The following is a 13,587-nucleotide window of genomic DNA, read 5'->3' as shown; positions in this document are numbered from 1 at the left end:
GAGGTTGTTGATATGAATATACCTAAATTAAAAGAAGGAGAATTACTTATAAAAGTACATTCTGCAGCAGTTAATCGTACAGATATTATAACAAGAGAAGGAAAAGTAGGTTATCTTGAAAATCCTATTTTAGGAGTGGAGATTTCAGGAGTAGTTACTGAAATAAGTGGTAAAAGCTCTTTTTCTATAGGAGATAGAGTAATGGGATTAGTTAATGGTGGAGGTTATGCTGAATTCGCTGTAATGCCATCAGATAGAGCTATAAAAGTTCCTGATTCTTTATCATTTGATGAAGCAGCTGCGATTCCAGAAGTGTTTTTAACTGCTTATCAGACATTATTTTGGCTTGGTAAACTTAAAAAAAATGAAACTGTTTTAATTCATGCAGGTGCAAGTGGTGTTGGAACAGCAGCAATTCAATTAGCAAAACATATTAGTGATGCAAAAGTTATTGTTACTGCTGGTTCTAAAAGAAAACTAGATTTTTGTAGGGAACTTGGAGCAGATGTTCTTATAAATTATAAAGAGAAATCATTTGATGAAGAAGTTTTAAAAGCAACAAATGGTAAAGGTGTAGATTTAATTTTAGATTTTGTTGGAGCTGATTATTGGAATAAAAATTTAGCTAGTATTAAAAAAGAAGGAAGATGGGTTCTTATTGGTATACTAGGTGGAGCAGAGGTTGAAAAAGTAAATTTACTATCAATTATGTCAAAGTGTATTCAATTTACAGGAACTTTATTAACCCCTAGAAGTAGTGAATATAAAGCTCTTTTAACAAAGGAGTTTTCTGAAAATATAATACCCTACTTTGAAAGTAAAAAAATAAAACCGATTATAGATACTAAGTTTTCTTTAGATGACATTGGAAAAGCACATTTATATATGGAAGGTAATCATAATATAGGAAAAATCATAATTAATGTGTGTGAGTAATAGACAATGAAGATTAGGCAGTATATCTTAGTTTTGAGAAAGAATAAACAACTTCAATTATAAAAGATTAGTTTAGTGAAACTCTTATTTGTATTTTTATATACAGGTAAGAGTTTTTATATTTTATATGAAGATGAGGAGTAAAGAAAAATGATATCAAAGCAATTTTCATATATAGTGCAAATATTTCTAATGAGATAAATGAGTTTTATAGATAAGATACCATACCATAAGCAAGTTTGTATTTACAAAATATGGTATAATAAATTTGATGATTTATTTAAGAAATGGAGCTTAAGTTATGGAAGATTTATATTTAGTTGAGCCTAATAAAAAATATGAAAAGAGCTTTGAAAATTATGTTTTAGCATACAAAGAAATAAATGATAAATATTATTTTAATAAGTATGAAAAAGCATTAGAAAGTTTTGAAGAGTATTTAAGGGAATTAGTTGAGTACTCATCTGGAAATGACTTACCTAAAGGGTATGTTAGAACTTCTACATTTTGGCTAATTGATAAAGAAGAAATTGTTGGAGTAGTGAGAATTAGACATGAGGAAGTAGAATATGCTGGTCATATAGGATATGATATATCACCAAATTGCAGGAATAGAGGTTATGGTTATCATATTTTAAAATTAGCATTAAAAGAAGCTATAAAGATAGGGATAGAGGATGTAATTTTACTCTGCAATATAAATAATACAGCTTCTAAGAAAATTATTGAAAAGAATAAAGGTAAATTATTAGCCACTATTTTTGATAAAGAAGAAAATGAATATCTGTATAAATATAGATTATAGATAAAGGGGGGAGAAATATTGGATAGCTATGTATTAAGGGTGGTAGATGTTTGTAAAACGTATACTAACCAAGAGGTGTTAAATAATATAAATATTAATGTAAATAAGGGTCAAATATACGGATTCTTAGGGAAAAATGGTGCAGGGAAAACTACAACTATTAAGATTATAATGGGACTTTTGAATTATTCCAGGGGACATATTGAGATATTAGGAAACAAAGTGAAAAAAGGCGATATTGGATATTTAGATAAAATAGGATCGGTAATTGAATATCCGATATTTTATGAAAATTTAACAGCTTATGATAATATGAAGCTTCATATGATTTACTCGGGGATGAATTTTAGTGAAGGTTTAATGGATAAGTATTTAAATTTACTTAGAATAGGAGATGCAAAGTTTAAAAAAGTAAAAGAATTTTCTTTAGGCATGAAACAAAGATTAGGGATCGCAAGAGCATTAATGCATTCACCAGAAATATTAATATTAGATGAACCTACAAATGGACTTGATCCAAAGGGAATAAAAGAATTTAGAGAGTTTATAAAAGATATAGCCTATAAAGAAAATATTACTGTAATAATATCAAGTCATATCTTAAGTGAGATACAAATTTTAGCTGACAAAATAGGAATTATTAATAATGGAACAATAATTGAAGAAATTGAAATGGATAAATTAGAGAGTAAGTTAAGAAGTTACCTGGTTATTAAAACAGAGGATAATTGTAAATGTAAAAATATAATTGAAAAGGAGTGGCCTAATTTAAGATTAGAGCTTCATGATGATAGTTTACAGGTGTTGGATATTAAAAAAGCCGGGGTATGCAGTTACCAAATTAATAATTTACTTATAAAGAGTAATACTAAAGTTTCTGAAATCTATATGGTTAGTGAAAATTTAGAAGATTACTTTTTAAGGATCACAGGAGGGGAAAAATGGTAAGATTGATTTTAGCTGAAATAATAAAATTGAAAAAATCTAATATTAAGTACTGTTTGCTAGTTTTAATTATTCCTGTAATTCTTGTGACATTTATATATCATGTGAATCCAAAGTATGTTTTTGACTGGTATGAGTTTTTTGTAACTATAACTACATTTGAAAATTTTATAGCAGCACCATTTGTATTTGGTTTCCTAGGTATTTATATATTTGGTAGTGAATATCAGGGTAAAAATATAGACGTATTGTTTACATATCCAATTAAAAGATCAAAATTAATGCTAGTAAAATATATGTTTATATTTATACTCATATTAGTATCATTTTTAAGTGTTTTATTGCTTTTAATATTATTTGGACTTACTTTTGATAAGGGGATAATGGATAAGCAACTGCTTATAAGTATGGTATTTGTTTATATAAAAATGGTTATAATGCATTTTTTATTAATTCCTATAATGGTTTTTGTAGCAATAAAGTCCAAAGGAATTGTAACCCCTGTTATTGGTTTAATGGCAGTATGTTTTCTTAATATTGTAATAGTAAATACATCTGTTAATATAATTTTTCCTTGGAGTATACCTGTTATATTTAGCCCTAGCGACGTGGGAAGGACATATGTTAACTATACATTAGGAAGCACTGTTTTAATTTCGTCATTTTTGGTAGGATTATTTTTAACCTATAAAAAATTTTGCAATAACGATACATAGAGAATAAGGATTAATACTTTTATTGAAAATAATAGTATTCAATATGGGTGTAATATATAATAAAAAATGAAATGGGGTTAATAAAATGAGGGATATAAATAGTGTTACCACACTAAGTAACGGAATTAAAATGCCTTGGTTTGGGTTTGGTACATATAAGGTTGAAAAGGGAAGCCTAGTTGTTGACTCTGTTAGGGAGGCTTTGAAAAATGGTTACCGTCATATAGATACTGCTTCTTATTATGATAATGAGGAAGGAGTAGGACAGGCTATCAGGGAAAGTGGCATTCCTAGGGAAGATATTTTCCTTGTTAGTAAGGTATGGAATTCTGATCAGGGGTATGAAAGTACTTTAAAAGCCTTTGATATGTCATTAAAAAAGCTAGAGGTAGAGTATCTTGATTTATATTTAATTCACTGGCCTCACCCTTTACATAGAGAGACTTGGATGGCACTTGAAAAGCTATATAGTGAAGGGAAAGTTAAGGCTATTGGTGTTAGTAATTTTAAGGTAGAACATTTAAAGGATATAATGGAAAACTGTAAAGTAAAGCCAATGGTTAATCAAATAGAGTTTCACCCCCAGTTAATACAGAATGACTTAATGGTGTTTTGTAGGGATAACAGTATTCAGTTAGAAGCCTGGTCTCCATTAATGAGGGGGAAGGTGTTTGAAATAGAGCTACTAAAAGAGCTTGCTATAAAATATAAGAAATCAATACCTCAAATTGTTTTAAGATGGGATCTTCAAATGGGTGTAGTTACTATACCAAAGTCTATTAACCCAGAAAGAATTAAGGAAAATAGTAATATATTTGACTTTGAGATATCCGGTAATGATATGGAGAGAATATGTCTTTTAAATAGTGAATTTAGAATAGGGTCAGACCCTGATAGGGTTTATCAGGATCCAGAGATTTTTAACAAAAGATAGGAGGGGTTATGGTGAATGCTAATCAGATGTGGAATTTGTTTAAATTAGCTAATCCTAATTTGGAAGATGGGTATGAGGCATGGGGCTTTGGAGTTGATGCAGATTTGTTAGCTAGTCTAGTATTAAAAGGTGAAAAAACAGCAACTTCTTCGTTATACCTTCTATATGAAACGGAAAGCCACCCCCTACCTAAGACAGGGTCATATCATATAATTCTAGATTCTAATGAAAATGCAATCTGCATTATTGAGATTACTAAAGTATATATTGAGGAGTTTAAGAATATTAGTGAGGAACATGCATACAAAGAGGGGGAAGGGGATAAGTCCCTTCAGTATTGGAGAAGTGTGCATGATAAATTCTTTAGTCAATGTATGTTAGAGGTAGGTAAGGAGTTTACTGATAATATGAAGGTTGTATGTGAAGAGTTTAAGGTAGTATATAAGTAATAGGATTTATAAAGTTAATATGCCTAGGGATTTAAGCCCTAGGCATATTAGTTATAAAAACATAGTATATTAATTAAATTATCTACATGGGGTATTACAGCAATGGATTTTTTCTTCCCACCATCCAAAGGCAAATCTTATACTACTAAATGTTATAGGTGAAAACCCTCCAATATAAACAGCTATGGATTGTCCAGGGGCAAGTATAATTTGTCCACCATCAACAACTAATGTAGAAGAATTTGGAACTATTCTGCTGAAAATTGAAACTCCATCATCTGGAGGTGAGGTAGGAGAATTTATATACTGAACCTGTCCATTAGGAAGTGGTTCAGGATATATAGCAGTATTTACGCAGCTAACTAGGCTGCTAGGTACTGGGTTATAAATATTTGACCTTAAATAAAATTCAGCAGATAAGTCTACAGCTGAAATATTAGTTAGGGTTATTGCGTTTAGGTATATGATTTTATTAGAGTTTTGTGGATTTTTAAGTAGAGCTAATGCGTGTTGATTTCCTCCACTTAAAATAGGGGTTTGACCAATAAAATAATCTCCTTTTTGTGATTCATAGAGTGGATATTCTATAGATACTTCTACTGGCTTTGAATTATTGTAATACTTCATTAATATCACCTACTATTACAATTTATAAAAGGAATGCTTTTTATTGCTTTATAATATTCAAGGTATATATAAATGCTACATAAATGTAGATAATACATATAGTAAAGGTATTAAAAGGGTGTAAGCTACTAGATTTTTTGTAGTATAATTTAATTTAATAAATAAGGGGGTATAAGGTATGAGATTTATTAAGTTTTTAGTTGTTATATTAATAGTATTAGGAGCAGCTGGGTATGGAGTTTACCACTTTGGTACTAAGGTTGCATCAGATAAGTTAGTTAATACTATGTATAATGAACTAGAAAAAAGTGGTGACATAAAAAAGGTAAAGAAGGCTGTTGAAAGTGATCCTGAATTAAAGTCATTTGTAGAAGGGGCTAGCAATGTTGATGGCAGCAAGCTACCTTTTACTACTAAGGAAGAGGCTACTAAGGTTTTAATTAAAAAGGTAGGCCTTACTAAACTTAACGATATTAGAGTAGGACTTCAAGAAGGGACTATGTCTAAGGCATATGTTTTAAATGAGGTTCAAAGTAAGTTTTCTGAAGATGAAATTAAAGCATTACAGGTTATAGTTTATAAAGAGTTAAATAAATAATATTTTACAAGGTTAATTCAGTTTTTTGGATTAACCTTGTTGAGTTTTAACCTCCTAAAATCACTATGTAAAAAATTAAAAAATTAGAATATACAGTATTAATTGCTTATTAGTAGAAAAAAGTTATTGCAAAATATCAATAATTAATTTAAACTTTATCTATAAAATGAATAGGCAAAGCAAGGGAAATCTTGTGACGCAAAGCTATAGGGGTTAAGGCATATGCTATACCAGCCAGTTGCTAAAAGTCTTTAGACTTTTACGGAGGAAATAAACTTTTTGTTTATATCCTTATTCGGTTTACTCAATTTATATGGGTAAGCTTTTGCGTCCTATCTATTTTATAATTTTATTTATAAATTAGGAGGAATCTAATCATGAACAAATCATTTAAGAAGTTTGTAGTGGCAGGAGTATGTGGAGTAAGCATATTTTCGCTTACAGCTATTCTACCAACGACTGCTATGGCAGCTCAATCAAAATCAGTGGTGGCAAAGGAAAGTGTAAGAGACCTTAAGTCACAGGTATCAACTGTTAGATACAGTGATATGGTAAAAGGCGATGGAGTAATTAACTTTAACGTATTTTTGCCAAGTGGAGTAAAGTTAACAACAACAGATCCTTATGTTTTCAGTGATGCTTTAACTCAAAACTACGATATCTCTATTTCAGAGGGAGTTCATTTTAGCAAAGACTATTTTTCAATTAATGTTAACTGGGCTAACCAGGGAATTAAGTATCTAGGTGATTGGGTAATAAACATTAATGGTTCAGTATTTACTGATGGAAAGCCTAGAACTCTAACTATTGGGGTTGTTAATGACCTAGTAAGTGTTGGAACACCAAGAATCACTACAAACGTTGATAAGGGTGTAACAAGAGCACAGCTTAATCAAGGATTTGATTTAGTAATGAATATTGAAAATGCTAAATTTAATACTATATGCTTTGGTAGCTATATTAGACAAAGTATAATTAATACAAGTGGTATAAGAGGTATTAATCCAGTAGCATACTGTAATGCACTTAAGCCAAATCAAGTTAAAATGAGAGTCCAAGCTATGAATGGTGTAGAATCATGGAGAACACATTTTGAATTTAAGATTGAAGGAAATGCTTCAAATTCAAAGGTTCCAATAACAGTTAGGATTCCAATAGTAAAATAATATTAATTAGTATAAGTAGAGGTTGTCTCAAAATAGATAATATTTTGTGATAACCTCTTTTTGTGTTTGGTTATAGATATTTTATAAAAATAAAGATGTTTTGAGCTAGTTTGTAAAATTTACTGAAATAATTTGGAAAATTACTCATAGTAGGGGATAAATATTTATATAATTTATTGTAATAGTATTTATATAATAAGGGGCATTATATCTTCTTTTACATAAGGGGGTAGGGAATAGTGTCTAGGATGGGAAAGGGGGATATTATTATGATGCATGGGAAGTGCCCAGTGACAGGAAGGTCCAGCAAAGAGTGGGATGGTAAAGCTCCTACTAATGAGTTTTGGTGGCCGAATCAGTTAAATCTTAACATTCTACGTCAAAACTCAGAGTTAAGCGATCCTATGTCTAAAGGGTTTGACTATGATAAGGAGTTTAATAAACTTGACTATTATGGACTAAAGGAAGACCTGTACAAGTTAATGACAGACTCTAAAGAATGGTGGCCTGCTGACTTTGGACATTATGGACCATTCTTTATTCGTATGGCATGGCATAGTGCAGGGACTTATAGAGTTGGTGACGGAAGAGGAGGGGGAGGACAAGGACTTCAACGTTTTGCACCTTTAAATAGCTGGCCAGACAATATTAACCTAGATAAGGCAAGACGTCTTTTGTGGCCTATTAAGAAAAAGTATGGAAATAAAATATCATGGGCAGATCTTTTTATTCTAACAGGGAACTGTGCACTTGAATCTATGGGACTTAAAACAATAGGTTTTGGTGGAGGAAGGGCAGATGTATGGCAACCTCAGGAGGAGGTATACTGGGGAAGTGAGAAACAGTGGCTTTCAGATGAGGATCGTGATAAGCCAGATAGAGAACTTGAAAACCCTCTTGCTGCTGTACAAATGGGACTAATATACGTTAATCCTGAGGGACCAGATGGTGTGCCAGATCCCATACTTGCAGTTAAAGATGTAAGAACAACATTTACTCGTATGGCAATGAACGACGAGGAAACAGTTGCACTTATTGCAGGAGGACATACTTTTGGTAAGTGTCATGGAGCCGCATCTCCAAAATATGTTGGACCAGCACCAGAAGCTGCACCTATAGAGGAGCAAAATCTTGGATGGCACAATAGCTACAAAACAGGTAAGGGACCAGATACTATAAGTAGTGGTATTGAGGGGGCTTGGAAGGCAGACCCTATACGCTGGACTATGGGTTATTTAAAGACTCTTCTTAAGTATAGATGGGAGCTTGTAAAAAGTCCTGCAGGTGCATATCAATGGCTAGCTGTTAATCCAGATGAAGAGGATATGGTTGTTGATGCATTTAATCCAAAAATAAAACATAGACCTATGATGTTAACAACAGATTTATCCCTTATTGCAGACCCTAAGTATAAGGAAATTGCTCAGAATTATTTAGATAATCCACAAAAGTTTAAGGATAGCTTTGCTAAGGCTTGGTTTAAGTTAACACATAGAGATATGGGTCCAATTTCAAGATACATGGGACCTGAAGTTCCAAAGGAACAGTTCATATGGCAAGACCCAGTTCCAAAGGTTGACTATAAAACTATTCCTAAAAAAAATATTTCAGAACTTAAAAAGGATATTTCAGATTCAGGGTTATCAATATCAGATCTTGTGACAGTTGCATGGGCATCAGCTTCATCATTCCGTGTTTCTGATAAGCGTGGAGGAGCAAATGGAGCAAGGGTTAGACTGCTTCCACAAATAAGATGGGAAGTTAATGAACCTGAAAGACTAGGTAGGGTTTTAGATGCACTAGAAAAGGTTCAAGCTAAATATAACAAGGCTTCAAAGGGAAGACATATTTCTCTAGCAGATATTATTGTTTTAGCTGGATGTGTTGGAATTGAAAAGGCAGCTAAAAACGCTGGATATACAGTAACGGTTCCATTTACACCAGGTAGAGGAGATGCAACCCAAGCTGAGACAGATATACATTCATTTAGTTATCTTGAGACTAAGTCAGATCCTTTTAGAAATTATGTTAAGGATAACTATGGAGAGTATTCAGATAAAATGTTAATTGATAAGGCTCAGCTATTAACATTAACAGTGCCTGAAATGACTGTTTTATTAGGTGGAATGCGTATGCTAAATACTAACTACAAACAGTCAATGGATGGTGTATTCACTAAAAATCAGGAATGCCTAACTAATGATTTCTTTGTAAATCTACTTGATATGGATACAATTTGGAAGCCAATACCTGACTCCAATAGTAGATATATAGGATTTGATAGAGAATCAGGTGCTAAAAAGTGGACAGCATCAAAGGTGGATTTAGTATTTGGATATAACTCACAACTTAGAGCAGTAGCAGAGGTTTATGCATCTAAGGGAAATGAGGAGAAGTTTATTCAAGACTTTATATCAGCATGGAATAAGGTAATGAATGCAGATAGATATGATGTTAAAGATGAGGTAGCAAAGGAAAAATAATTAGCCTAAAGTTATAAAAAAATTGGAGTATAGGATTTTTATAGATCGTATACTCCTTTTATTATGAGTTTTATTAAGTGTTATTTGGTATTGGTTAAATAATGTGGGCAACTATAGAAGTTAAACTCCTTTTAATATACAATTATTCTAATAGGTGTAAAGTGTATAATATTGGAGGTAAACTATGATTAAAAGGTTCCTAGACTTAAATGAATATGAAATAGAGCAGGTACAGCTTTATATTAATAGGATTGATAGGTCTAATAAGAGTATAGAAGATATTAAAGAGGGATTTAATAATAAGGTTTATAACTTTGGTGAGGGAGTATTATATTATTTTGAAGAAAGTATGGTATGTGGCTCTGTTAGGGTGGTTTTAGAATGTGTTAAAAACATAGGCACATCCTATATCCACTTTCTATCTATAAATAGTGACTTAAAGAATAAGTTATTGGTAGTAGACAAGCTAATAAAAGCTGGAATTAATCTAGCTAGGGAAAAGGGGAGTACTAATATTCTTATTGGAATTAGGGATGAAGAAATGCTTAAAATAGCTAATAAACTTGGATATAGGGAAAGTTATAGTTCATATAATATGGAGCTAAAGAATAGGGAAATTAGATATTTACCATTTGAATTAGTAGAATTATCACAGGAGAATAGGATAGAGTATCTAGATGTTTATAATAGATCATTTAGTGATATGCCACATGGTTCATTCTATGAATTAGAGGATGTTGAGAAGTGTTTAAGTAACAATGACTCAAATAAATACTATTTAGTTGTGGAGAATAGAAATACTATAGGATTTCTTAAAACTGAAATAGAAGATGGTGTAGGAAGTTTCGACATAGGTTTATGTAAAGAATATAGGGGTAAGGGCTACGGGAAGAGGCTTCTAGAAACAGCTATACATAAATTAAATGAGGCTAATGCAGATAAGGTTACACTAACAATAATAGAGAAGAATTCAGTAGCACTTAATATTTACCTTAAAAGAGGCTTTGAAATATCTAATAGAATAGGATACTGGATAGAAATTAATTAGAGAATTGTACTATTTTAAATTTACTTTTCACCTAAGAATTCTATATAGAAATTCATAGTTGAAGTAGGGGTATTTTGATATAATTAAATAAAGATTATAGGGTAGCTAGTTTGTGTAGCTACTATTTTTTTATATTAAGACTTAAAAATAGCTTTTAATAGAAGGGGGATATATATGAATACAGTTGAAGATACACTATTTATAGAAGGACTAAAGGAAGGTAACCTTTCTAAAATTAGAAGTGCTACTAAGGGGGATGTACATAACCACTGTAGTACAGGTATGAGATTTACTACTTTTAATAAGTGGGCTAAGGGCAGCGCTAATAAGGCTCCAGAAAAAATGGATGGGGTTGCTGAATTAAACAGCTATATATTCAATGAGGTTACAAGTAGGGTTAAAACAGGGAAGGACGTTGAGTTCTTAGTAGAAGCAGCTGTTAAGGAAGCAATAGAGGATGGAGTTAACATTCTTGAGACAAGCATTGATTGTCACGACATTCTTGCCTTTGAAAACAGAGATGACTTTTTTAAAACAATAGCTAATATTAAGAGTAAATATAGTAGTGAAATAGATTTTAGACCTGAGATTGGTATGGCTATAACTACACCTAAAAATGAACTTGATGAGTGTCTAGTTCCAAGTATAGAAAGTGGAGTTTTTATGCATATTGATGCCTATGGAGAGGAAACTCTAGAAGGGTATAATACATTAGCTCCATACTATAAGTATGCTAGGGAAAAGGGACTTAAGCTTAAGGTTCACGCAGGACAGTTTTTATGTGAAGACCATGTTAAGGCAGCAATAGAATTATTAGAGGTAGACGAGCTTCAACATGGAATAGGAGCAGCAACAAGTGACTATCTAATAGACCTTATAAAAGAGAGAAATATTAGACTAAACATATGCCCAAGTAGCAATAATATACTAGGCTCAGTTAAGGACATTACAAAGCATCCAATAAGAAAGCTATTCGATAAAGGGGTTAATGTAACAATAAACACAGATGACCTACTACTGTTTGATGTAGGATTATCAGAGGAGTTTTTAAAGTTATATAATTTAGGATTATTTACCCCAGAGGAACTTAATCAAATAAGAAAAGCAGCCCTTAAATAGGAATTTTGAACTAGAGTGATGTTTGTTAAAATAGTAGGAGTTTAGTTAACCCTACTATTTTTTTGTAATAAAATAAAACCTTAGTTTACATAGTTTATAGGAGTGTGAATTTATTATTTATACATATTTACTGTGTTAAAATAAGTGTGGGAATACTAAAGAAAGAGAGTAGAGGTAGAAACAATGTTTAAGAAATTTATTAAATACTATAAACCCTATAAGAAGTTATTAATATTAGACTTAGTAGCTGCTTTTATGGTGGCTTTATGCGATTTGGTTTATCCAATGATAAGTAGAAACATTATGAATGAGGTTGTACCGAATAAGGATAGCAATATGCTTGTTGTATTTGGTATAGCATTAGTACTTATATTTATACTAAAAGCTGGGCTTAATTATTTTATGCAGTATTGGGGTCATGTTGTAGGAGTTAGAATGCAGGCAGATATGAGAAATGACGTATTTACCCATATGCAAAAGCTTCCGAGTTCCTATATGAACAATAATAAAATCGGTGTAATAATGTCTAGAATTATTAACGATCTTATGGAGGTTACAGAACTTGCCCACCACGGACCAGAGGACCTTTTTATATCTGGAGTAATGCTAATTGGTTCATTCTTTATATTAATAGGAATCAATGTAGAGCTTACCCTTATTGTGTTTGCAATAGTGCCGATTATTATACTTTATGCAGTACTTCAAAGAAAGAAAATGAGTAGTGCATTTATGGAAAGTAGAGTGAAAACAGGAGATGTAAATGCTACACTTGAAAATAGTATTTCAGGAATTAAGGTATCTAAGTCTTTCTGTACTCAGGATGAGGAATTAAAGAAGTTTAAATCTGCTAATAATATATTTAGACATGCCAGTGAAGGGGCATACAAGGTTATGTCACAGTACTTTACAGGAATGTTCTTCTTAATGGACATACTAGAATTAGTTGTTTTAGTTGTTGCAGGATACTTTACTTTAGAAGGCAAAATAACAATAGGTGACTTTGTAGCCTACCTACTATATGTAAAGATGTTTATGCAGCCAATAAGAAAGCTAATTAACTTTACAGAGCAATACCAAAAGGGGATGACTGGATTTGAAAGATTCTTAGAGATATTAAGTGAAGAAACAGAAAAAGAAAGTGATAACCCTATAGAACTTAAGGATGTAAAGGGTAATATAGATATTGAAAATGTATCATTTACATATGAGGGAAACAAGGAAGTTATAAATAACCTAAGCCTATCAATTGAGGCAGGTAAGACAATTGCACTTGTAGGCCCATCAGGGGGAGGAAAAACAACCCTATGTAATCTTATTCCTAGATTCTTTGAGTTTGATAGTGGAGACATTAAAATAGATAATAAAAGTATTCGTGATCTAACACTAGATTCTCTTCGTAAAAACGTAGGGGTAGTGGCTCAGGATGTATTCCTTTTCACAGGAACTATTAGAGATAACATTATACTAGGTAAGGTAGACGCAACTGAAGAGGAAATTATTGAGGCATGTAAAAAAGCTAAGATACACGAATTTATAGAGGAATTACCTGATGGATACAATACCTACATAGGTGAAAAGGGAGTTAAGCTATCAGGAGGACAAAAGCAAAGAGTTTCCATAGCTAGAATATTCCTAAAGAACCCACCTATAATGATACTAGACGAGGCTACATCAGCCCTTGATAATGTTACAGAAAGGGATATACAAGAATCACTAGAGCAGCTTAGCAAGGATAGAACAAACCTAATCGTTGCACATAGA

General features: G+C 31.8%; 13 protein-coding genes and 1 riboswitch. Of the genes, 12 read left to right on the top strand and 1 reads right to left on the bottom strand.

Features of this window, described 5'->3' with window-relative positions:
* From RR539_RS09155 to RR539_RS09130, 6 genes are all read left to right on the top strand, one after another.
* Positions 1-936 (top strand): NAD(P)H-quinone oxidoreductase (locus RR539_RS09155; RefSeq protein ID WP_332500359.1); only part of this gene is annotated, 936 nt, incomplete at its 5' end.
* Positions 937-1,237: 301 nt separating this feature from the next.
* On the top strand, positions 1,238-1,741 hold the full coding sequence (locus RR539_RS09150) for a GNAT family N-acetyltransferase (protein ID WP_332483479.1): 504 nt from the start codon (positions 1,238-1,240) through the stop codon (positions 1,739-1,741).
* Positions 1,742-1,759: 18 nt separating this feature from the next.
* A complete protein-coding gene (locus RR539_RS09145) occupies positions 1,760-2,689 on the top strand; it encodes an ABC transporter ATP-binding protein (RefSeq protein WP_332483478.1) in 930 nt (309 codons plus the stop codon).
* A complete protein-coding gene (locus RR539_RS09140; protein WP_332500358.1) occupies positions 2,683-3,402 on the top strand; it encodes an ABC transporter permease in 720 nt (239 codons plus the stop codon). Before RR539_RS09145 ends, RR539_RS09140 begins: the two co-directional genes overlap by 7 nt.
* 85 nt (positions 3,403-3,487) lie before the next feature.
* Positions 3,488-4,336, top strand: coding sequence for an aldo/keto reductase (locus tag RR539_RS09135; RefSeq protein ID WP_332500356.1), 849 nt, complete (start codon positions 3,488-3,490; stop codon positions 4,334-4,336).
* 8 nt (positions 4,337-4,344) lie between these two features.
* Entirely contained in the window at positions 4,345-4,785 is a 441-nt protein-coding gene (locus RR539_RS09130) for an ASCH domain-containing protein (protein ID WP_442878407.1), read from the top strand.
* 78 nt (positions 4,786-4,863) lie between these two features.
* Here the strand turns inward: RR539_RS09130 and RR539_RS09125 are convergent, their stop codons facing one another.
* Positions 4,864-5,412 (bottom strand): DUF6143 family protein, encoded by a 549-nt coding sequence (locus tag RR539_RS09125; protein WP_332483474.1) that lies wholly within the window; start codon positions 5,410-5,412, stop codon positions 4,864-4,866.
* A 178-nt stretch (positions 5,413-5,590) separates the two neighbouring features.
* Here RR539_RS09125 and RR539_RS09120 point away from each other — a divergent pair, with 178 nt between their 5' ends.
* The 6 genes from RR539_RS09120 to RR539_RS09095 form a co-directional block, all read left to right on the top strand.
* On the top strand, positions 5,591-6,010 hold the full coding sequence (locus tag RR539_RS09120; RefSeq protein ID WP_332483473.1) for a hypothetical protein: 420 nt from the start codon (positions 5,591-5,593) through the stop codon (positions 6,008-6,010).
* Positions 6,011-6,173: 163 nt separating this feature from the next.
* A riboswitch (cyclic di-GMP riboswitch) is annotated at positions 6,174-6,256 on the top strand.
* A 131-nt stretch (positions 6,257-6,387) separates the two neighbouring features.
* Complete coding sequence (locus RR539_RS09115) at positions 6,388-7,176, top strand: hypothetical protein (RefSeq protein WP_332483472.1); 789 nt, start codon at positions 6,388-6,390, stop codon at positions 7,174-7,176.
* Positions 7,177-7,445: 269 nt separating this feature from the next.
* On the top strand, positions 7,446-9,659 hold the full coding sequence (gene katG / locus RR539_RS09110; RefSeq protein ID WP_332474673.1) for a catalase/peroxidase HPI: 2,214 nt from the start codon (positions 7,446-7,448) through the stop codon (positions 9,657-9,659).
* A 184-nt stretch (positions 9,660-9,843) separates the two neighbouring features.
* A complete protein-coding gene (locus RR539_RS09105) occupies positions 9,844-10,707 on the top strand; it encodes a GNAT family N-acetyltransferase (RefSeq protein WP_332483471.1) in 864 nt (287 codons plus the stop codon).
* 174 nt (positions 10,708-10,881) lie between these two features.
* Positions 10,882-11,826 carry a hypothetical protein gene (locus tag RR539_RS09100; RefSeq protein WP_332500354.1) on the top strand — a complete coding sequence of 315 codons (945 nt, stop codon included), beginning with the start codon at positions 10,882-10,884 and terminating at the stop codon, positions 11,824-11,826.
* Positions 11,827-12,009: 183 nt separating this feature from the next.
* On the top strand, positions 12,010-13,587 hold a 1,578-nt coding region (locus RR539_RS09095), incomplete at its 3' end, for an ABC transporter ATP-binding protein (protein ID WP_332474670.1).

This window comes from Clostridium sp., assembly GCF_036639235.1.
Taxonomy (GTDB): domain Bacteria; phylum Bacillota; class Clostridia; order Clostridiales; family Caloramatoraceae; genus Clostridium_AB.
The sequence above is the reverse complement of the archived record's forward strand: the minus strand, read 5'-3'. Positions and strand labels throughout refer to the sequence as shown.